At 72.1% G+C, this 20,605-nt stretch carries 22 protein-coding genes; 15 read left to right on the top strand and 7 right to left on the bottom strand.

Going from position 1 to position 20,605, the window contains the following annotated elements:
- Positions 1–42 precede the first annotated feature (42 nt).
- From ABD644_RS14030 to ABD644_RS14020, 3 genes are all read left to right on the top strand, one after another.
- The gene (locus ABD644_RS14030) at positions 43–1,230 is read left to right on the top strand and encodes a lipid droplet-associated protein (protein ID WP_344689549.1); all 1,188 of its coding nucleotides are present in this window, start codon (positions 43–45) and stop codon (positions 1,228–1,230) included.
- 74 nt (positions 1,231–1,304) lie between these two features.
- Entirely contained in the window at positions 1,305–2,540 is a 1,236-nt protein-coding gene (xseA, locus tag ABD644_RS14025; protein ID WP_344689548.1) for an exodeoxyribonuclease VII large subunit, read from the top strand.
- Positions 2,537–2,764, top strand: a complete 228-nt coding sequence (locus tag ABD644_RS14020; protein WP_344689547.1) for an exodeoxyribonuclease VII small subunit — start codon at positions 2,537–2,539, stop codon at positions 2,762–2,764. Before xseA ends, ABD644_RS14020 begins: the two co-directional genes overlap by 4 nt.
- Before the next feature lie 24 nt (positions 2,765–2,788).
- On the opposite strand, the gene ABD644_RS14015 is transcribed toward ABD644_RS14020, so the two are convergent.
- Positions 2,789–3,118 (bottom strand): hypothetical protein, encoded by a 330-nt coding sequence (locus ABD644_RS14015; protein ID WP_344689546.1) that lies wholly within the window; start codon positions 3,116–3,118, stop codon positions 2,789–2,791.
- 159 nt (positions 3,119–3,277) lie between these two features.
- Complete coding sequence (locus tag ABD644_RS14010) at positions 3,278–3,916, bottom strand: DUF4245 domain-containing protein (protein ID WP_344689545.1); 639 nt, start codon at positions 3,914–3,916, stop codon at positions 3,278–3,280.
- Positions 3,917–4,060: 144 nt separating this feature from the next.
- Here ABD644_RS14010 and glpX point away from each other — a divergent pair, with 144 nt between their 5' ends.
- A complete protein-coding gene (glpX, locus tag ABD644_RS14005) occupies positions 4,061–5,092 on the top strand; it encodes a class II fructose-bisphosphatase (RefSeq protein WP_344689544.1) in 1,032 nt (343 codons plus the stop codon).
- Positions 5,093–5,097: 5 nt separating this feature from the next.
- Here the strand turns inward: glpX and ABD644_RS14000 are convergent, their stop codons facing one another.
- The 3 genes from ABD644_RS14000 to ABD644_RS13990 all read right to left on the bottom strand — a co-directional run bounded on the left by ABD644_RS14000 (position 5,098) and on the right by ABD644_RS13990 (position 7,291).
- On the bottom strand, positions 5,098–5,727 hold the full coding sequence (locus ABD644_RS14000) for a DUF1707 domain-containing protein (RefSeq protein ID WP_344689543.1): 630 nt from the start codon (positions 5,725–5,727) through the stop codon (positions 5,098–5,100).
- Between the two features lie 10 nt (positions 5,728–5,737).
- Positions 5,738–6,757 (bottom strand): flagellar basal body-associated FliL family protein, encoded by a 1,020-nt coding sequence (locus ABD644_RS13995; RefSeq protein ID WP_344689542.1) that lies wholly within the window; start codon positions 6,755–6,757, stop codon positions 5,738–5,740.
- Positions 6,758–6,865: 108 nt separating this feature from the next.
- Positions 6,866–7,291: a hypothetical protein gene (locus ABD644_RS13990; RefSeq protein ID WP_344689541.1), complete on the bottom strand. Its 426-nt coding sequence runs from the start codon at positions 7,289–7,291 to the stop codon at positions 6,866–6,868.
- A gap of 312 nt (positions 7,292–7,603) precedes the next feature.
- Here ABD644_RS13990 and ABD644_RS13985 point away from each other — a divergent pair, with 312 nt between their 5' ends.
- From ABD644_RS13985 to ABD644_RS13970, 4 genes are all read left to right on the top strand, one after another.
- Positions 7,604–9,022, top strand: coding sequence for a class II fumarate hydratase (locus tag ABD644_RS13985; RefSeq protein ID WP_344689540.1), 1,419 nt, complete (start codon positions 7,604–7,606; stop codon positions 9,020–9,022).
- A 103-nt stretch (positions 9,023–9,125) separates the two neighbouring features.
- Positions 9,126–10,415: a citrate synthase gene (locus ABD644_RS13980; RefSeq protein ID WP_344689539.1), complete on the top strand. Its 1,290-nt coding sequence runs from the start codon at positions 9,126–9,128 to the stop codon at positions 10,413–10,415.
- A gap of 118 nt (positions 10,416–10,533) precedes the next feature.
- Positions 10,534–10,725 carry a hypothetical protein gene (locus ABD644_RS13975; protein ID WP_344689538.1) on the top strand — a complete coding sequence of 64 codons (192 nt, stop codon included), beginning with the start codon at positions 10,534–10,536 and terminating at the stop codon, positions 10,723–10,725.
- Between the two features lie 206 nt (positions 10,726–10,931).
- Positions 10,932–12,857 carry an NlpC/P60 family protein gene (locus ABD644_RS13970; protein ID WP_344689537.1) on the top strand — a complete coding sequence of 642 codons (1,926 nt, stop codon included), beginning with the start codon at positions 10,932–10,934 and terminating at the stop codon, positions 12,855–12,857.
- 20 nt (positions 12,858–12,877) lie between these two features.
- Here the strand turns inward: ABD644_RS13970 and ABD644_RS13965 are convergent, their stop codons facing one another.
- Both ABD644_RS13965 and ABD644_RS13960 read right to left on the bottom strand, forming a co-directional pair.
- Positions 12,878–13,993, bottom strand: coding sequence for a tyrosine-type recombinase/integrase (locus ABD644_RS13965; protein WP_344689536.1), 1,116 nt, complete (start codon positions 13,991–13,993; stop codon positions 12,878–12,880).
- Positions 13,986–14,474, bottom strand: a complete 489-nt coding sequence (locus ABD644_RS13960; protein ID WP_344689535.1) for a hypothetical protein — start codon at positions 14,472–14,474, stop codon at positions 13,986–13,988. Before ABD644_RS13960 ends, ABD644_RS13965 begins: the two co-directional genes overlap by 8 nt.
- A 206-nt stretch (positions 14,475–14,680) precedes the next feature.
- Between ABD644_RS13960 and ABD644_RS13955 the strand changes: the two genes are divergently transcribed.
- From ABD644_RS13955 to ABD644_RS13925, 7 genes are all read left to right on the top strand, one after another.
- Positions 14,681–14,881 (top strand): helix-turn-helix transcriptional regulator, encoded by a 201-nt coding sequence (locus ABD644_RS13955; RefSeq protein WP_344689534.1) that lies wholly within the window; start codon positions 14,681–14,683, stop codon positions 14,879–14,881.
- Complete coding sequence (locus tag ABD644_RS13950; RefSeq protein ID WP_344689533.1) at positions 14,878–15,315, top strand: hypothetical protein; 438 nt, start codon at positions 14,878–14,880, stop codon at positions 15,313–15,315. The genes ABD644_RS13955 and ABD644_RS13950 overlap by 4 nt, the downstream gene beginning before the upstream one ends.
- Complete coding sequence (locus ABD644_RS13945) at positions 15,312–15,875, top strand: hypothetical protein (RefSeq protein WP_344689532.1); 564 nt, start codon at positions 15,312–15,314, stop codon at positions 15,873–15,875. Before ABD644_RS13950 ends, ABD644_RS13945 begins: the two co-directional genes overlap by 4 nt.
- Positions 15,872–16,054 carry a hypothetical protein gene (locus ABD644_RS13940; RefSeq protein WP_344689531.1) on the top strand — a complete coding sequence of 61 codons (183 nt, stop codon included), beginning with the start codon at positions 15,872–15,874 and terminating at the stop codon, positions 16,052–16,054. The genes ABD644_RS13945 and ABD644_RS13940 overlap by 4 nt, the downstream gene beginning before the upstream one ends.
- A gap of 148 nt (positions 16,055–16,202) precedes the next feature.
- Positions 16,203–16,427 carry a hypothetical protein gene (locus ABD644_RS13935; RefSeq protein ID WP_344689530.1) on the top strand — a complete coding sequence of 75 codons (225 nt, stop codon included), beginning with the start codon at positions 16,203–16,205 and terminating at the stop codon, positions 16,425–16,427.
- A 10-nt stretch (positions 16,428–16,437) separates the two neighbouring features.
- Entirely contained in the window at positions 16,438–17,232 is a 795-nt protein-coding gene (locus tag ABD644_RS13930) for a hypothetical protein (protein WP_344689529.1), read from the top strand.
- 274 nt (positions 17,233–17,506) lie between these two features.
- Positions 17,507–20,593 (top strand): C40 family peptidase, encoded by a 3,087-nt coding sequence (locus ABD644_RS13925; protein WP_344689527.1) that lies wholly within the window; start codon positions 17,507–17,509, stop codon positions 20,591–20,593.
- Positions 20,594–20,605: the final 12 nt, after the last annotated feature.

The raw sequence follows: 20,605 nt of genomic DNA, 5'->3' as shown, positions 1-20,605 counted from the left end.
GGCGGGGCTGCCCTGCGACGCGCCGTGAGGCAGGCTGTCGGCATGGCTCGTGAGATTCCCGAAGTTGTCCGTGCCGCCGCTGGGCTGGCCGCCACCGTTCTCGACGAGGCGCGCAAGCTGCCCGAGACGCTGCCCGGCCTCCCGGTCCGGGTGATCGGGCTGGCGATGCAGCAGGCGATGCGCGTGCAGCAGCACTACGCCGGGCTCGTGGCCCGCGGCGACGAGCTGTTCACCGGCCTGCGGGGCGAGGACGAGCCCGGGATGGCCACCTTCGACGACGAGATCGAGGAGTCCGGCAACGGCGCCGCGCCCACCGGCGGCTTCCGCGAGTCCGCGTTCGACCGCGCCGACATCCCGCTCACCGAGGTCCACGTCGATGAGGACACCGCCGACCGCACCGACCTCGGCGACTCCGACCTCCCCACGGTCGACCTGACCGAGATCGACGCCACGTCGCCGGCCGCGCCGGTCGCGGAGAAGCCCGCGCGCAAGAAGGCCGCCAAGAGCACGAAGGCCGATGGGGGCAAGGCGGGTGCCGGCAAGGCCGGTGCGCGCAAGGCAGCCCGGAAGGCGGCCGCCCCGGTCGCGGAGGCCGCCCCGGTCGCAGAGGCCGCCTCCGCCGAGGCCACCGTCGCGGACGACGCCCCCGTCGCGGCCGCTGCCGCGCAGGTCGAGGATGCCCAGCAGACCCTCGACGCGCTGCCCGCCGAGGCGCCCAGCACCGAGGAGGTGCTCGAGGAGCTCGCGATCGAGGAGATGGTCGGGGACGCCACTGCCGAGATCACGGCCGATGTGGCCACCACCGCCGACGTGCTCACCCCCGACGGCGAGGTGGCTGCCGTCGAGGCCACGCTGACCGACGAGGGCGTCGCCGCCCCGGAGGCACCGGAGACCCCCGCGGCAGAGCCGCAGGCAGCGGAGGCCCCCGCAGCCGCGGCGCCGGCGGCAGAGACTGCGGCACCGGAGGCCCCGGCGGCAGAGACCCCCGCGGCAGAAGCACCGGCGCCGGAGACCCCGAAGGTCGCACCGATCGACGGCTACGACAGCTTCTCGATCGCCCAGCTGCGCGGACGACTGCGCGGCTACGCGCTCTCCACCGTGTCCGACCTGGTCGCCTACGAGCAGGCGACCAAGGCCCGCGAGCCCTACCTCCGGATGCTCCGCAACCGGTTGGAGAAGCTCGAGGAGCAGGCGGTCGAGAGCAGCCCGCTGGCGCCGCGCGGGGCGTAGGAGAGAGCCCCCGGCCCGCGCGTGCTCGGGACGGGGCCATCGGGGGCGTCGGTGCCATCGGGCAGGCTGGACGCATGACCGCACCCTCCTCACCCGAGGCGCCGTGGCCGGTCCGCACGGTGGCCCGCAAGATCGCCGAGTGGATCGGCCGGCTGGGCGAGGTCTGGGTCGAGGGCCAGGTCGCGCAGCTGTCGCGCCGCGGTGGTGCGGCCACGGTCTTCCTGACCCTGCGCGACCCCGCGGCCGACATGTCGGTGCCCGTCACCTGCCACCGCGACGTGGCCGACCGCCCGGGGCTGGAGCTGACCGAGGGCGCGCGGGTGCTGGTGCGCGCGCGGCCCGACTACTACGTCGCCCGCGGCTCGTTCTCGCTGCGTGCCACCGAGATCCGGGCCGTCGGGCTCGGTGAACTCCTCGCACGCATCGAGCGGATCCGCCGCCTGCTGGCCGCCGAGGGCCTCTTCGACGCCGCGCGCAAGCGCCCGCTGCCGTTCGCCCCGGCCGTCGTCGGCGTCATCACCGGGCGCGACAGCGCCGCCGAGCGCGACGTGCTGGTCACCGCCCGCCGCCGCTGGCCCGCGATCCGGTTCGAGATGCACAACTGCGCCGTCCAGGGCCTGCAGGCCGCCGCGAACGTCATCGAGGGCCTGCAGCGGTTGGACGCCGACCCGCGGGTCGAGGTCATCGTCATCGCCCGCGGCGGCGGCTCGGTCGAGGACCTGCTGCCCTTCTCCGACGAGGGCCTGGTCCGGGCCATCGCCGCCTGCCGCACCCCGGTCGTGACCGCGGTCGGCCACGAGACCGACACCACGCTGGTCGACCACGCCGCCGATGTGCGGGCGGCCACCCCGACCGACGCCGCGCACCGCGTCGTCCCCGAGATCGGCGAGCAGCGCCGGCTCGTCGACGACCTGCGCACCCGTGCCCGCTCGGTGCTGGCGGGCCGCCTCGACCAGCAGCAGCGGTGGCTCGAGTCGGTCCGCAGCCGGCCGGTGCTGGCCGCACCGGAACGGCTGCTGCACGGCCGGGCCGACGACGTGCTCGCGCTCCGAACGCGCGCGCGGCGCACCGTCGTCCACCGGATCGAGGGCGTCGAGCGCGACCTCGAGCACGCCCGCGCCCGCGTGGCGGCCCTCTCCCCCGCCGCCACGCTCGAGCGCGGCTACGCCGTCGTGCAACGCGCCGACGGGGCGCTCGTCCGCGACCCCGCCGAGGTGTCCGAGGGCGAGCTGCTGCAGGTGCGCGTCGCCGGTGGCCGGCTCCCCGTCCGCGTCGACCGCACCCAGAACCAGGAGGATGAGCAGCCGTGAGCACCGAGGACCAGCCGGCCGAGCCGACCACGACCTACGAGCAGGCCCGGGAGGAGCTCGCCGACATCGTCCGCCGGCTCGAGGGGGGCGGGCTCACGCTCGAGGAGTCCCTGGCGCTGTGGGAGCGGGGCGAGGCGCTCGCCGAGCTGTGCCAGCACTGGCTGGACCGGGCCCGGGAGCGGCTGGCCGCGGCCGCGCCGGCGGACGGCGCCGATCAGGGGTGACCGGCACCGTCCGAGGGCGCCGGCTCAGGCCGCCTGACGCAGGTCGCCGTCGGCGCTGATGACGAGACCGGCCGCGGCCAGCGCCGCGACCATGCGGTCGGCCCGCCGGCGCAGGATGGCGGACATGCGCAGGTCGTCGGGGCGGTGGTCGGAGGCGTCGGGGGCGAGCGGGTCACCGGGGCCGTCGTAGAGGCAGCGCGCGATCGCGTCGCGCACCTCCGGGCGGACCAGCGGCGGGGGCGTGGTCCGCGCGGGCCGGCGCGTCGGGACGCGGGTGACCATCCCGCAGGCACACGAGCCGCCGGTGGCGGGGGGCCGGTGGTCGCCGCCGGGGCAGAGGGCACGAGGGGGCATCGGTGCTCCTTCGAACATGTGCGAGTGACTCGCGTGACTGATGGGGCGGAAGCGTCCCGTGAGCCACCGCGCGCCGACACGCGACGCACCCATCAGATTCCAAGTCGTGATGTTCGACACAGGATCGTCATGTGCCGCGTCGTCCCGGCGCTCCTCCGGTCAGGGCGAGTAGGGCTCCACCGCCTGCGCGACGGTCTCCAGTTCCTCGTCGCTCGCCGACCCGGTGACCGCCACGACGACCCCGTCGGACTCGCGGAGCAGCGCCGTCTCACCGCGCCCGGTGGTCAGCCGCTGCCATTCCTGGCCGCCGATCCGCACCGTCCCCTGCTCCTCGGCCTCGCCGACGACGTCGACGATCGCGCCCGCCGACGGGTCGTCGCTGACGACGAACCCGGCGTACTCCTCCGACGGCGTGAGGTAGCCGATCTCGAGCGTCACCGGATCGCCCTCCCCCGCGTTGCCGGCGTCGGTGCGCGCGCTGGTCACGAGGTAGTCCTCCGGCAGCCCCTCGGGCGCCGGCACCGGGTAGCTCGCTCGGGCCGACGCGAGCTGGATCGTCGAGGACGGGTCGACCGTGCGCACACCTTCGTCCCCGCTCTGCCGCCAGGTCGTCCAGGCGACGATGACCAGGCAGATCACGACCAGCGGCAGGATCGACCGCATCATGTTCCCGACGTTGAGCCTGCTCGCGCGCTGCATGGTCGGTGAGGGGGCGGCCGGCCCGCTCCCGGCGGGGTCGGGCGCCCCGGCGTCCCCGGGGGTGTGCTCGCGCTGGCTCGTCGGGCCGACTTCGGTCATGACCCTAGGATCGCAGGACAGCTCGCCGACCCCGCGCCCATGGCCCCGTCCCGGGCCCCGCCCTGAGCTCGCGAAGGGTGGGAAGGACGGGGTCCTTCTCCAGGAGGCCCCGTGTCGCTGCCCGGTCCCGAAACCCCCCTCCCGATGAGCACGGCAGGCCGCGGCTTCCGGGCCGACCGTCCGGCACCGGACCGCAACCTCGCGCTCGAACTGGTTCGGGTCACCGAGGCGGCCGCCATGGCCGCGGGCCGCTGGGTCGGCCGCGGCGACAAGAACGGGGGTGACGGCGCGGCGGTCGACGCGATGCGCGCCCTCATCGGCACGGTGAGCATGAAGGGCGTCGTCGTCATCGGCGAGGGCGAGAAGGACCAGGCGCCGATGCTCTACAACGGCGAACAGGTCGGTGACGGGCAGGGGCCCGCGTGCGACGTCGCGGTCGACCCGATCGACGGCACCACGCTCATGGCCAAGGGCATGCCCAATGCCATCGCGGTCATGGCCGTGGCCGACCGCGGCGCGATGTACGACCCGTCGGCGGTCTTCTACATGGAGAAGATCGCCACCGGCCCCGACGCCGCCGACGTCGTCGACATCACCGCGCCGATCGCCGAGAACATCCGGCGCATCGCCAAGGCGAAGAAGAGCTCGCGGGGCGACGTCACCGTCTGCATCCTCGACCGGCCGCGCCACCAGCAGCTCGTGCACGAGGTCCGCGAGGCCGGCGCCCGCATCAAGTTCATCACCGACGGCGACGTCGCCGGCGCCATCGCCGCCGCCCGCGAGGGCACCGGGGTCGACCTGCTCCTCGGGATCGGCGGCACGCCGGAGGGGATCATCGCCGCCTGTGCGCTCAAGTGCATGGGCGGCGCACTGCAGGGCAGGCTCTGGCCCAAGGACGACGACGAGCGGCAGAAGGCGCTCGACGCCGGCCACGACCTCGATCGGGTCCTGCACATCGACGACCTGGTCCGCGGCGACGTGTTCTTCGTCGCCACCGGCATCACCGACGGCGAGCTGCTGCGCGGCGTCCGGTACAGCGCGGGCGGCTGCACCACCCAGTCGCTGGTCATGCGCTCCCGGTCGGGAACCATCCGCTCGATCGACAGCCTGCACTCGCTCGAGAAGCTCCGGGCCTACTCCGCGGTGCCCTTCGACCGGGACGACCAGCAGGACTGACCCCGCTACAGCGGCGGCCGCCGCTCGGCCAGCCGGTCCATGAGCGCGCGCCACCGGCTGGGCGAGTCGCCCGGGGCGAGGCTGCGCAGGCGCAGGTCGCCGAACACCGCCTTCGCGTGCACGACCACGAGTGGTGTCCCGGGCAGCCGGGGCACGGCGGCGAGCTCGGTCCGCCGGTCGCCGAGGACGGTCCGCCCCTGCAGCTCGGCGTCCACCCCCTCCGCGACGATGACCTCGACGTCGCCGAAGACCGTGGAGGCGTAGAGGTCGACACGGTCGGCGTCGCTGCGGAGCCCCCGCAGGTCGATGCGCACGTCACCGAACACGGTCGACACGCGCCGCGGCACCGAGCCACCGGCGAGCCGCACGTCGCCGAAGACGGTCGAGACGATCTCCGGCGCCCGCGACCCGACGATCTCGACCGGGGGCCGGGCGTCGGAGGGCAGGTCGGCGACCACCGCCTCCAGCTCGGCCAGGGTGGTCGCGTCGTAGGTGGCGGAGGCGCGCTGACCGAACTCGTCGAGGTCGAGCCGTCCCTCACCGAGCGCCGTCTGCAGACGGGACACGACGGCGTGCCGATCGGCGTCCGAGGCGCGCACGACGGGGACCGGGCCGGACCCGGCGTCGTCGGTCATGGCGGCGGCGTCACTCTCCCGGGAAGGAGATCGTGCAGTACTGCTGGGTGTTGGCGGGCTGTCGACCGGCGCAGGTGTCGGCGTACTCCTTGTAGCTCGAACCGTCCTCCGCGACGATGAACAGGCTGTCGCAGGCGACCATGCTGCCGTCGTAGCACTGCTGGGCGAACTCGTTGAGGGTCGGGTCGTCGCCGAGCCCGTCGGGAGTGATCGTCGCCGGGGGGATGCCGCTCGGCGCCTCGGTGGTCTCCTCGGGGCTCGTCGTCGTCTCCTCCGAGCTGCTGGTGGTGGTCGTCTCCTCCGAGGTCGTCGAGGGACTGGTCGCGGGCGTCGTGGAGTCGGCCGCCGGGGTCGGGTCGTCGTCCCCACCGAGGAGCAGCCACAGCGCCACACCGATGGCCGCGAGCACGACCACGCCACCGATGATCAGCGCGATCAGGGTGTTCTTGTTGCCCTTCGGCGGCTGGCCGCCCGCACCGCCGGGCGGCGCCCACTGCTGCCCGTACTGCGGCTGCTGCCCGTAGGCCGGCTGCCCGTACTGCGGCTGCTCCCCGTACTGGGGCTGTTGCCCGTACTGCGGCTGCTGCCCGTACTGGGGCTGCTGCCCGTACTGCGGCTGCTCACCGTACTGGGGCTGCTGCCCGTACTGCGGCTGCTCACCGTACTGGGGCTGCTGCCCGTACTGGGGCTGCTGGCCGTACTGCGGCTGCTCTCCGTACTGGGGCTGTTGCCCGTACTGCGGCTGATCCGGCTGCTGCCCGTAGGGCGGTTGCTGCGCGAACTGCTCGCGGGCCGCCGCGAGATCACCGGGCTGGATCTGGCGGGTCTCGCCCGCCCGGCTCTCACCGGGGGCGACGCCGGGCTGCGGGAACTCCTGGGTCTGGTCGCGCTGGCCCTCGTGCGGCACCGGGGGCTTGCCGAACTGGTGGGTGGGCTCGTCGGTGTCGGACGGCTGGCCCGCGCCCGGCGTTCCCGGCTGCTCCCCACCGGACTCGTTGCCGCCCTGCGGCGGGTACGGCGGCTGTGACATGGGAGGGCTCCTCGGGACGACGGTGCGGCCCTGCGGATGCTAGGGGCCCGGTACGACGACCTCCACCACCCCGGGCGCGCGGCCCGGCGTGGCGCACCGGAACGGCGATCAGTCGAGATCGGTGCAGGCCATGACGGACATCAGCTTCACCCGGCCCGCGCACGTCCCGCCGTACTCCTCGTAGTCCGACATCGGCGGCGACTCGAAGAACAGGTTGTCGCAGGCCTGGTAGTCGCCGTCGAAGCAGCCCTGCGCATAGGCGTTGAGCACGGGGTCGGGGCCGGGCACCGGCGGGACCGGCTCGGCGATGTCCTCCGGCGCCACGGGGCCACCCGCACCCCAGCCGAACTCCTCGTCGATCGAGAAGGACGAGTCCTCCATCGAGCGGGCCATCGCCTCGCTCATGCTCGCGGCGATGCCGTCGCCCACCTCCCGGCCGATGTCCTCCGCGCTGCCCACGAACACGGCCGTCACGAGCAGCGTGGCGGCGACCGACCCGGCGACCACGCCCAGCAGCGCGACCACGGCGAGCACGACCGCGCCAGGCCGTCGCCCCGCCGCAGCGGGTGCTGCCGCGCCGGAATACGGCGGCGGGGACGGCGGTGTCGACGGCGGTGCCCAGGCTGCGGGAGGCGACCACTCGGGCGTCGATGCAGCCCAGTCCGGGACCGGCGGCGGCAGCGGTGCGGACATGTTCGGGTCTCCTCGGTTCCGGATGGTCCCGGGAGCGTAGGACGGCCGGGCCGGGAGACCCGGCGGACGCGACGGAGTGCGAACCGCGTCGTCCCTCCGCGGTGTCTAGGGTCCCTCCCTGAGCACTGTCACCACCCACCACAGGAGCGCAGCGTGGCCGCACAGCAGGACGGCTCGTCGACCGACAGCGGCGAGTACCGCATCGAGCACGACTCCATGGGCGAGGTCCGCGTGCCGGCGTGGGCCAAGTGGCGGGCGCAGACGCAGCGCGCCGTCGAGAACTTCCCGATCTCCGGCACGCCGATCGAGCGGGAGCTCATCGGCGCGCTCGCCGCGATCAAGGGGGCGGCCGCGACGGTGAACGCCGACCTCGGGGTGCTCGACGCCGACATCGCGGCTGCCATCACCGAGGCGGCCACCCGCGTGACCACCGGCGAGTTCGACGAGCACTTCCCGATCGACGTCTTCCAGACCGGGTCGGGCACGTCGAGCAACATGAACACCAACGAGGTCATCGCCACGCTGGCCACCGAGGCGCTCGGCAAGCCCGTGCACCCGAACGACCACGTGAACGCGTCCCAGTCGTCCAACGACGTCTTCCCCTCGGCGATCCACGTGGCCGCGACCGGGGCGATCGTCCGCGACCTCATCCCGGCGCTGCAGCACCTCGAGCTCGCCCTCTCGCGCAAGGCCGACGAGTTCGCCGACGTCGTCAAGAGCGGCCGCACCCACCTGATGGACGCCACCCCGGTCACGCTGGGCCAGGAGTTCGGCGGCTACGCCGCGGCGGTCCGCTACGGCGTGGAGCGGCTGCGCGCGTCGCTGCCCCGGGTGGGCGAGCTGCCGCTGGGCGGCACCGCCGTCGGCACCGGGATCAACACCCCGCCCGGGTTCGCCGCGGCGATCATCGAGCGGCTGGCCGGGCAGCTCGACCTGCCGCTGACCGAGGCCCGCGACCACTTCGAGGCGCAGAGCTCCCGCGACGGGCTCGTGGAGGCCTCCGGCCAGCTCAAGACCATCGCCGTCGGCCTGGTGAAGATCGCCAACGACCTGCGCTGGATGGGCTCGGGGCCGCGCACCGGCCTCGGCGAGATCTTCCTGCCCGACCTGCAGCCGGGCAGCTCGATCATGCCGGGCAAGGTCAACCCGGTGATCCCGGAGGCGACGGTGCAGGTCGCCGCCCAGGTCATCGGCAACGACGCCGCCGTCGCCTTCGCCGGCACCACCGGCAACTTCGAGCTGAACGTGACGCTGCCGCTGATGGCCCGCAACGTGCTCGAGTCCATCCGGCTGCTGTCCAACGTGAGCCGGCTGCTGGCCGACCGCTGCGTGGAGGGCATCACCGCCAACGTCGAGCGCTGCCGCGAGCTGGCCGAGTCCTCGCCGTCGATCGTCACGCCGCTGAACAAGTACATCGGCTACGAGGAGGCCGCGGTCGTGGCCAAGCAGTCGCTCAAGGAGAAGAAGACGATCCGCCAGGTCGTCCTGGAGCGCGGCTACGTCGAGCAGGGCAAGCTCACCGAGCAGCAGCTCGACGAGGCCCTCGACGTCCTCTCCATGACCCACCCCTAGTAGCCCTCGTGGAGTGCCACGGCGCGGCCCGCGCGACCGTGGCACTCCACTGAGCGGAACCACCGTGATGCGCTCGGCGGGGAACTGAGTAGCGTCCTGCCTGATGAGCGAGACAGACGTAGCCCTGCGCTACAACGGTGGAGAACTGCCCCTGCCCGTCAGGCACGCCTCCGAGGGCGCCGACGGCATCGACACGAGCAAGCTGCTGTCGACGACGGGCAAGGTCGCCCTCGACATCGGCTTCGTCAACACGGCCTCCTGCACGTCGGCGATCACCTACATCGACGGCGACGCCGGAATCCTGCGCTATCGCGGGTACCCGATCGACCAGCTGGCTGAGAAGTCGACGTTCCTCGAGGTCACGTACCTGCTGATCTACGGGGAGCTGCCGACCGCCGACCAGCTCGGCGAGTTCGACCAGCGGCTGCGGCGGCACACGCTGCTGCACGAAGACCTGAAGATGTTCTTCAACGGCTTCCCGCGCGATGCGCATCCGATGCCGGTGTTGTCCTCGGCGGTCAGCGCGCTGTCGACCTTCTACCAGGACTCGCTCGACCCCTTCGACGAGGAGCAGGTGGAGATCTCCACCCTGCGGCTGCTCGCCAAGGTGCCGACGATCGCGGCCTACGCCTACAAGAAGTCGGTCGGGCAGCCGCAGCTGTACCCCGACAACTCGTGTGGGCTGGTCGAGAACTTCCTGCGCATGACGTTCGGCTTCCCGGCCGAGCCCTACGAGGTCGACCCGGAGTTCGTGAAGGCGCTGGACATGCTGTTCGTCCTGCACGCCGACCACGAGCAGAACTGCTCGACGTCGACCGTCCGGCTGGTCGGCTCCTCGCACGCCAACCTGTTCGCCTCGGTCTCGGCCGGCATCAACGCGCTGTTCGGCCCGCTGCACGGCGGCGCCAACCAGTCGGTGCTGGAGATGCTCGAGGCCATCAAGCGCGACGGCGGCGACATCCCGCGCTTCGTCGAGCGGGTGAAGAACAAGGAGCCCGGCGTCAAGCTCATGGGCTTCGGGCACCGGGTCTACAAGAACTACGACCCGCGCGCGGCGATCGTGAAGCAGACCGCCGACGGCGTGCTCGACAAGCTGGGCGGCAACAACGAGCTGCTCGACCTCGCCCGGCAGCTCGAGGAGATCGCGCTGAAGGACGACTACTTCATCGAGCGCAAGCTCTACCCGAACGTCGACTTCTACACCGGGCTGATCTACCGGGCGATGGGCTTCCCGACCCGGATGTTCACGGTGCTGTTCGCGATCGGCCGGCTGCCCGGCTGGATCGCGCAGTGGCGCGAGATGATCGCCGACCCTGCCACCAAGATCGGGCGTCCGCGCCAGCTGTACACCGGCGCCACCGAACGGGACTACATCCCGATCTCTGGCCGCTGAGCCAGGGACACCACCGGGCCGGGGGGTCCTTCCCAGCGGGGAGGGTCCCCCGGCCCGCGCCGTCCCCAGGTCAGGCCCCCTACGGTGGGTGCGCCCGCGCACTCCTGGAGGAGCCCTGATGGCCGAGCCGCCCGGCGAGGACGTCCTCGTCGTGCCCCCGATCCCGCTCGCCACCGGGCAACTCCTCGAGCCCGAGGACGACGGCCCGCCGGTCCGCGTCACGAAGGTCGAGATCGTGGTCACGACCGAGGACGGCGGCGAGCTGCGCATCCCCCTCGTGCACCGCCACGGTGCCTGGTGGGCCCCCTGACCCGGTAGCGCTCCGGCGTCCCACCGTTCTGCCGCTGCGTCCCCCGGACGGGCGCAGCCACCCCGGATTCACCCTCCCCCCATGGGGTGACATCGGCTGCCAGCCCCTCCGCTGCCCCGCCCGACGCGTCGATACGAGGCGTGAGCTTCCCCGCGACCTGCGGGGGAGCAGGCCACGTAGCGCCGAGACCGCCGGGGGACCCTGCTGTGCCTGCACCACGCACGACCGGGCGTCCCGCGCCCTCCGTCGCCGCCCGTGAGGCCCAGCTGGTCCGGCAGCTCCTGGCCGCCCGGCCCGACCTGACCCCGGAGCAGGCCGCCCGGCTCGTCGCAGCCGCGGCCGCCCGCAGCGGCGCCGCTCGCACCCCCGGCCGCCGGCCGGCGGCGAAGCGGCCCGCCGCCCGACGCCGGTCCGCGCCCCGCGCCCGGAAGACGAAGGAACCCCGCACCGGGGGCTCGCGCTGGACCACGCGGCTCGGCGTCGTCGCCATGAGCACGCTGCTCCTGCCGGCCGCCGCCGCCCTCGTGCTGCCCAGCCCGCAGGACCGCGACCAGGGCGGCGCTGCGCCGGTCGACGTCACCGAGGTGGCGCTCTCCACCCAGACCTCCCTGCTGGGCAAGGCCGACCGCTACCGGCAGCTCCAGCAGGAGATCGCGCAGCGGCACGTCGACCTCGACGAAGCGCAGGCCGCCGAGCAGACCGTGCGCGCCCAGGTCGAGGCCCAGCAGCAGGCACTCGGCGACGCCGCGGCCTATCTCTACCGCGCCGTCCCCGCCGACCGGTACCCGCTGCTCGGACTGAGTGTGCACGACCGCGACGCCACCGACGCCGCGCTCGACGGGCAGGCCGTCGTCGAGCGCGCCGACCAGGACCGCGAGGGCGCGGCCATCCGCGCCGCCCGGGCCGCAGCATCGCTCGCGGAGGCCGAGGCCCGGGTGGCCGAGGCCGAGGCGGCCATCGCCGAGACCGAGCGTCGCGCCGACGGCGTCCTGCAGCTGGTGCGCGACGAGGTCGACGGGCTCAGCCCCGAGGTCACCGGCCAGATCGCCGCCCTCGGCGCCATCCCCGCGGCCGGCGCGCAGCAGGAGCGCAACCAGCAGGCGACCCTCCGCTGGCAGGCCTACCTCGCCCGCCTGGCCGCCGCCGGCATCGAGCCGCCGCCCGCGGCGCGGCTGGCCGATCCCACCCGCCTGCCCGCCGGCATGTCACCGGCCCTCGACGAGTACGCGCGCCCCATCCCCGGGGTCGCCTGGGCCGTCATCGGCAACAGCCCGGTCACCGTGCTGCCGGCCGAGACCGTCGCGGCGGTGAGCACCGCGCTGTCGCAGCTCGGCAAGCCGTTCGTCGCCGACGCGAGCGGTCCGGACTCCTACGACTGCGGTGGGTTCACCTCGGCGTCGTGGCTGCTGGCCGGACACGCCATCCCGAGCACACCCGAGGAGCAGTGGGCCTCGGGCAGCCCCGTGGAGCTGACCGATCTGCAGATCGGCGATCTCGTCTTCTCCGCCGACGGCCTCGACGTCGGCCTCTACCTGGGCTCCGGTGACGTCATCGGCGCCTCGGCGGCCACCTTCCAGGTCGGCGTCCGCAGTCTCGCCGCCGGCTCCGCCGCGGTCCGCGTGACGCTCCCCCCGGCGGCGCAGCCCAACGAGCCGCTGACCGGCGTGGGCACGACCGGTCTGTGCGGCGCCCCGCCGCCGGAGCCGGGTCGGGTCGGCTCGCCCGCATGGGGTGGCTGGGCCAACGGCCAGATCCCGGGCGAGGCCCTCTGCGAGCTCGGTGTCTACCGGCACGCGCTGCGGTGCGATGCCGCCGCCTCCTACGGGCAGATGAGCACCGCCTTCGAGGCGACGTTCGGCCAGCCGCTGTGCATCACCGACTCGTACCGCTCGCTGGCGGGCCAGGTCGCGGCGTTCTACGCCAAGCCGGCGCTGGCCGCGGTGCCCGGCACGTCGAACCACGGGTGGGCCCTGGCCGTGGACCTCTGCGGGGGCATCAACGTCGCGGGCACCCCGCAGTGGACGTGGATGACGCAGAACGCGGGCCGCTTCGGCTTCGTCCAGCCCGACTGGGCGGGTCCGGGTGGCGAGAAGCCCGAGCCGTGGCACTGGGAGTTCGGCTACATCTCCTAGCCTCCCCCCTTTTGTGCAGGTCAGCGCGTTGCTGACTCCTCCGATGGCGCGGTGATGGCACACCACGCCTCGTCCACGGCCCGCCGGGTGCGGTCCTCCGAATCCGGCATCAGGTGGCCGTACGTCTTGAGCACCAGCGTGGCGTTCTCATGGCCCAGGCGGTCGGCGACGGCGACAACCGACTCGCCGGCCGCCAGCAGCACGCTCGCGTAGTGGTGGCGCAGATCGTGCGACGTGGTGCCTGCGGGCAAGCCAGCCCGCTTCGCTGCCGCCGTGAAGACCCGGGACGCGTAGAAGTCCTGCCAGTAGACCGCCCCCACGCTTGACGTGAAGATCGACCCGTCAGCGCCCGGAGGGAACGCGGCGATGTGCGCGGCGAGTGCCTCGGCGACCACGGCGGGCAGCGGCACCGTCCGGCGCGACCGCGGCGTCTTGGGGACCCCTCGCGCCTGCGTGCCCGGCGCGATCTGCCACTCGACCCGCACGGTCCGCCGCAGGAAGTCGACATCCTCAAGCCGGAGCGCGAGCAGTTCGCCGATACGCAGGCCGAGGCCGGCCTGAGCGAGCACCATTGCCCGGTTCCGCTCCGGCATGGCATCGGCTAGGGCCTGGACCTGCTGCACGCTCAGCGGCACGACGCGCTCCCGCTCGTCGCGGGGTAGCTGCACGCGAACCACCGGAGAAGCGGCGACCAGCCGATCGAGCACGGCGCTCGAGTAGATGGACCGCAGCAGTGACACGAGGTTCCGCAGCGTGGACGGGGCGAGCACCTGCGCGCGGTCCGTTGCCCACGCCTGCACCTCCGACGGCCGCACCGCAGCTAGGCGACGGTCGCCGAGCCGTGTGCCGGCGATGTGCGTCTCTATGAGGCTCGACACCCGCCGGGCCGACGAGGGACGGTGCGGCCGGGCCGCAGCCCAGGACCGTGCGTACTCAGCGACGGTCGTCCGGTCAGAGTGGTCGACGTACAGCCCACGCAGCTTGTCCGCCTCCACGGTCGCCGCGAACCGGTCTGCATCACCCTTCTTGCCGAACGTCTTCTTGCGCTGCCGCCCGTCAGGGTCGCGGAAGCGAACGTCGTAGACGCGGACCTCGCGGCCGTTGCGCCGGCTGGGGCGCGTCTCGACGCTAGCCACGTGCAGTCACGGACTGAGAAGTCCGCTGATGGTCGTCGCGAAGAATGCCCCGCCGCCGTGCGGTCTGAATCCAACGCGTCGCAGTCGGGCGCGGCATCCCGTAGTCATTCAACAGGACGCCGGTGGCCTTACGCCCGGTCGCCTGAGCCCAGGCGTACAGCCTGGCCACCTGCTCGAGGGCCTCATCGGTCATACCGTCCTTGGCGAAGTTCGCCGGCGGCGACTTGAACTCTGCGAGCCGGTAGGTGCCATCACTTCTCGGAATGCGCTCAAGCAGGATCTCGCGGCCGTAACGAGCGGCGAGCATCACGTATTCGGCCACCGGCACGCGCCGAAGGCCCTCACTGGTGATCGGGGGGCCGTCAGGGAGCCGCTCGGCCGTCAGGGAGACGCAACTCAAGCGGCCCTCGACGATGTCGATCTCCATCTTCACCGCGAAGTCCAGCGGGTCAGAGTCAGCCTCGTCCGGAGTGAACGTCACGGTCGTCGGAACGCTCGAGAGCATCCGACCGCCGTACAGCAGCCACCGCCCACTAGCGCGAACAACCTCGTCGGTCCGGATGCGAGCCACGAGCAGAGTCAACCCCCTGCGAAACATTCCGTCAAGACCGTTTGCCATAGATACGCGGCTGTGCTTTGCTGTCCTTGCAACGTCTTGACAGGACGTTCCGACAGGAAGGAGCCGACATGGAGCAGCGCAATCCGCTTGCGGCGACGCCGGAGGTTGCTGCGTACCTGGGAGTCCCCGTGCAGACCCTCTACGTCTGGCGGACCAAGTCCGAAGGGCCTCGAGCTGTCCGCGTCGGCAAGCACCTGCGCTACCGCTGGTCCGACGTCGATGCATGGATCGAGAGCCAGTCCGACCGGCCTCGGGTCGGAGCTGCATGAGGAGCGAAAAGGCGGCCCCGCAAGGGACCGCCCTCTCTGAAGATTCCGCCGCCAGCGTGCTCTTCGACGTTCAGCGTACCGCCGAGCCGGCACAGGACACACCGACACAGCTCCGCCGTCGCCGCGCGGCCTCTCGGCGCCTCGAGCCGATGGCCGACGGTCGTCGCGATCCGTTCGAGGTTGACCGACGGGACCGCTGGACGAGCACACGCACGCTGCACGTCGAGTGCGGTCGCAGGACAGCATGGCTCTACGGCGGACGGGCGAAGCATCTGATCGAGAGCGCGGCGCAGCGGTCTGGCGCTCCCATCCCGTCGATGTGGGACCACCTGCGTCGGCTGTGGATCGTCCCGATCGACCGGGCCGACGACATCCTCGTCTACGCCGAGCACGTCGAGGGGCGCTTCACCACCGTCGAGGCGGTGGACAGGTGACCTGGACCAAGCTCTCGGACGACTACTCCGATGACTGCTGGACGCTCTCGGATGCCGCGTTCCGGCTGCACACCGAGGCCCTGGTCTGGAACAACCGCAAGCTGCTGGACCTGCGAATCCCGAAGGCCGACCTGCGCCGATTCGCGAAGACTCCCGAGGCGGCACCCGAGCTGCTCGCGGTCGGCTGGTGGAGCGACGACGGCGACGCGTACGTCATCCGGCACCACGGGACATATCAGCGCACCCGTGAACAGGTGCTCGCTCAGCAGACCGCGAACGCCGAGAACGGTCGCCGAGGTGGTCGACCGCGGAAGCCACGCGAGATCAGTGAGATGCCGTCCTCCACACAAGAAACCCAATCGGTTTCCGAGTCGGTTAGCGAATCGAAAACCGAAAGTGGAACCCAAAGGGACAGGACAGGACAGGGCAGGACAGGCTCTTACGGGAGCGGTCAGGAAAGCGACTGGCCATCGGTCGTCTGCACGACTTCCGGTCACCCCGGTTGCGGTTGGCAGCACACCGACAAGTGCCCGGACTGCTGCTCGGTGGTGGCCCGATGACCGCCCACTACTGCCCCGACTGCGGCCTCTTCGAGGTCTCCGTACGCAAGCCCGGCAAGGACGGCCGCTGCGACTGGTGCCGTGCCCAGGTCGGCAAGCGCCGCCCTCGCACGACTGTCGGCAAGCGGCAGCCGCTCGAGCCCTTCGAGTACCTGCTCACCGAGGACAGACCCCGGTGAGCCCGGCGCGAGGGCGTCAACCTCACCGGAATCCCGCAGCCATGGGCGGGACGACCGGATGGAAGGCGGGGAGCGCTCGTCCCTTTCCGCATCGATCCGCCTGCGCCCCGCGCCGTATCCCTCTCTCCCCGAACGAAAGGCATCAGCCATGACCGATGACCAGCAGATGCGCGAGTACGCCCGCGCACTGTTCAGCGGCGACGGGCACCCGCGGCGCACGCCGTCCACCCCTGACCCCAAGCCCACCGGGCACGTCGCCAGCGAAGGCGGCACCCCCGAGCGGCCCGCAATCGACCCGGTCCGTGACTTCGTCGGCCGCCTGTTCGGCATCGACGAGAACGCCCGTGGCCTCAACTCCGACACCCTCGACTGAGAGAGACACCGTGAACCCGATCCTGGCCCACAAGACCCTGAACGACATCCTCCGGACCGCCGACCGGCTCGGCGCCACCACACCCAAGGCGATCACCGAGGAACACCGGCGCCTCGCCACCGCCGCCGACCGCAGTCGGGTGATGTACCGCGACCTTCGCGACGACCTGACCACGGTTGTCGTCGAGGCGTTCGCGGACGGCCGCGACCCCAGCACCGACCCGGCGGTACAGCAGGCCGTCACCCGCCAGGCCCTCATCCACGTGCAGCACGGTGTCGCGCAGGCCATCGCAGGGCGCACCGCCGAGCTGCTGACCGAGCACGGCCCCGCCATCCTCGCTGGCTTCCGCAAGCCGTTCGACCAGGCCGCCGCCACCATCACCGCGGCCGTGCAGCGGGTCGGCAACGTGTCCATCGACGACATGCACGCCGTACTCGCTCGCGGCGGGGACGCCGCGAAGGCGTGGGCCGAGGCGCGAGAGGCGAACGAGATCATCGCCGGCATCCAGCAGACGTGGAAGCTGCTGTCCACCGCAACCTCACGGCTGCACGTGGACAGGCGTTACTGGCTGCTGACCATCGCCGAGGTGCCGGCCGAGACGTTCGTCGACGAAGACCTGGCCCACGTGAACGTCAAGGCGTGGGACGCGGCGCGCCGCGGTTTCACCCTGTCGCTGGCCACGCCCGAGACGCTGCGCCAGCGGATCAAGGCCGTGCAGGCAGAGACGCAGCGACGCCAGTCCGAGTACGACGGCGCTTTCGCCAAGGCGGCAAGGCAGCGGTACGGGACCGGAGCCGTCGCGTGACCACGACCCCCTGCGGGCCCTCCCCCCGGGCGACAGCTCGCCGCACCTCCCGGATTAGGCGGCATCTCTCCCCGGGTTTTTCCACAGAGAGCACCCCAACGGCCTCTCAGGGGGCTCAGGACGCCCCTGGTGTTTTTTCCGTCGGATGGAGATTTCGCCTGTCCGGTGAGGTGCGGCCGGAGGAGGACCCCGGAGGCCCCTCCCTGCCCCTTGAGCCGCCGTCTGGCGTCGCCGCGGTCGTCTTTAGTCACACCGAGTCGAAGGAGCAGCCCTGATGGCCTCGCGCACCGTAAGCGTCGAGCTGGTCGCCGACGTCGGTCGCTACCAGTCGGCCATGACCAAGGCCGCCACGGCGACGCGGGCCATCGGCACGGAGGCGACCACGGCGGGCGCGAAGGCGCAGCGCGGGTTCGACATGGCCGGGCGCGGGGCGACCCTGCTGGCCGGTGTGGTCGCGGGTGGTCTGGTGGTGAGTCTCAAGGGCGCGGTTGACGCGGCGGCCGAGGCTGAGCAGTCGATCGGCGGCGTGCAGGCCGTGTTCAAGGGCTACGCGAAGTCGGTCATCGCCGACTCCAAGGAAGCCGACCGGGCGCTGGGACTGTCGGCCAACTCATACCGCGAGCTGGCGACGGTCATCGGCTCGCAGATGAAGAACGCCGGCGTGCCGATGGAGCAGTTGGCGCAGCGCACCGAGGGCATCATCCAGATCGGCGCGGACCTGGCGGCGCAGTTCGGCGGGTCTACGCAGGAGGCCGTGCAGGCGCTTTCGTCGGCGTTCCGCGGCGAGCTGGACCCGATCGAGCGGTACGGCATCAGCCTGTCGGCAGCCAGGGTGGCGGCGAAGGCCGTCGAGCTGGGCCTGGCCGACTCCACCACTACGCTGGACCAGAACGCCAAGGCGATGGCGACGCTGGCGATCATTACCGAGCAGTCGGCGGACGCGCAGGGCGCTTTCGCCCGCGAGTCGGACACTGCGGCTGGTCGGGCGCAGCGTGCCGCCGCCTCGTGGGAGAACCTCAAGGTTGCGATCGGCGACGAGCTGCTGCCCGCGTGGTCGTCGCTGGTCGACGTGCTCGGCAACGATGTGGTCCCGGCGCTGGGTGTCGTGGTGTCGGCAGGTGGCGACGTGCTGCGGTTCGTCGCGGACCTGCCTGGCCCGTTGCAGGCAGCCGCGGTGGCCGGTGTGGCGTGGGCGGTGGCCGGTGGCCGGATCCTCGACGTGATGCGCCCGATGGGTGGGCTGGTCGGCGGTCTGCGCGGCACCTGGTCGTCGTTTAACGAGGCGCTGGGCTACGCGAAGGCGAACGGGGACGGTCTGAGCACAGTGCTCAGGTCGGTCGGCGACACAGCCGGCGGCGCTGTCTCTGGCGGTCTGGCCCGGTTCGCTCGAGCGATCGGACCTGAGCTCGGCGTCGGGCTGGCGGTCGCCGCGATCGCCACGCTCGTGGATGCGCTACACGACGGCACCGTCGCTTCCGAGAGGGCGCAGACGGCGCAGCGCGGTCTATCCGACGCGCTGCGGGAGACCGGCGGCGTCATCGACGAGAACGTGCGGCGGCAGGCGCAGCAGGCGCTCATCCAGAACGACATGATCGACCTGCTGGACGAGGCCGGGGTGTCCGCGCGGGACGCGGTCAACGGGCTGCTTGGCAACGCCGACGCCTACGACCGGGTGACGAACGCGCTGAACCGGTACGCGGCCACCAACCCCGACACGGTGCTCGGAGCGACCGGCATCGCCGCAGCAGAGGCAGCGGTGAACTACTCCCACATCGCCACGGCCACCGAGGACGCGGCTGAGCAGACCGAATACTTCGCGGGCGAGACGACCGAAGCGGCCGAAGCGGCTGGCAATGCCGCTCCCGCGCTGGGGGAGACCGCTTCCCGGTTCGACTCCATCGCTGAGGCCGTGAGCGCCGCGAAGAAGGAGACCGAGCAGTACAAGCTGGCCCTGGACATCCTGACTGGCGCCAACGTGTCCGTGATCGAAGTGGAATCCGCCTACCAGGCGGCGCTAGCGGAGGCGGCCGGCGCCGTGGACGACCTCGCCGGGGCGGTGCTGGACGCCTCCGGGCAGCTCAACTTGCAGTCCGAGGCGGGCCGCGAGGCATCCGACGTACTGCTCGGCGTGCGCGACTCCGGTAACCAGTTGATCGCGACGATGATCCAGCAGGGCGCCACGCAGGAAGAGGTCATGGAGACCGACCGCCAACTGCGGGAGAGCTTCATCCGTTCCGCGCAACAGATGGGAATTAGCCGTCAAGCGGCCGAGGATCTGGCCGACCAGATTCTCGGGATTCCTGAGGAACGGGAGACGGAGATCCGGGCCGACACGTCACAGGCGGCGCGTGCGGTCCTGGACTTGCAGAGCCAGATCGACGGCCTGCGCGGCAAGACGGTCACCGTGAAGGTGGTCACGGACCGGGCGGCGCTGGCGGTGTACGCGGCGCAGAACGGCATGCAGACCGTCGGCGGCTACGCGGGCGGCGGCTACACGGGTCCTGGCGGCAAATACGAGCCGGCGGGTGTTGTGCACCGCGGCGAGGTCGTGTGGTCTCAGGACGACGTGGCCGCGCATGGTGGCCCGCAGCGGGTGGACCGGATGCGCCGGGCCCGGGGCTACGCGGACGGCGGAATCGTTGTCGACATCGACAACTCGGACCTCCGGTCGGCGATCCAGTCGGCCACGGATCTCATGGCCAAGAGCCTGTACGAGCCCGGCACGGGCATGGTGGCGGCGCTCAACTGGGCCAAGTCCCAGGTCGGCAAGCCCTACCTGTGGGGCGGGGCCGGTCCCGGCGGGTATGACTGCTCGGGGTTCATGTCGGCACTGACGAACGTGATCAAGGGCCGCTCCCCGTACTCGCGGCTGGGCTCCACCGCCTCGTTCCCGTGGTCCGGGTTCGCCCCCGGCTACGGCATGTTCACCATCGGCTCCACGAAGAACGCTGGCGGCGGCATCGGCCACATGGCCGGGACGCTGATGGGCGTCAACGTCGAGTCGGCGGGCGGCGTCGGCGTGCGCGTCGGCGCGTCGGCTCGTGGCGCCAATAGCCCCCTGTTCGGCACCCGCGCTCACCTGGCGATGGCGTCGGGCGGGCTGATCGGTGAGCCGGTGTCCGGGGTCGGTGCCTGGTCGGGCCGGTCCTATTCGTTCGCCGAGCGCGGCGACGAGGTCGTGATCCCCCGCTCCCGCGAGTTCGGCGGCGGCTTCGGCGGGCGGGGCGGTGGGGCGATCACCGTCACGTCAGGCCCCGTGCACGTGTACCTCGACGGCGAGGAGTGGCGCGGCATGGCTCGAGTCGAAGCCGAAACCGTCGTCGACGACGGTTTCAACTACCTCTCCACCCAACTGAGCTGATGACCGATACGG

Origin of the sequence: Blastococcus jejuensis, assembly GCF_039534705.1 — a bacterium.
Classification (GTDB): Bacteria; Actinomycetota; Actinomycetes; order Mycobacteriales; family Geodermatophilaceae; genus Blastococcus_B; species Blastococcus_B jejuensis.
This window is presented reverse-complemented; position numbering and strand designations above follow the sequence as displayed.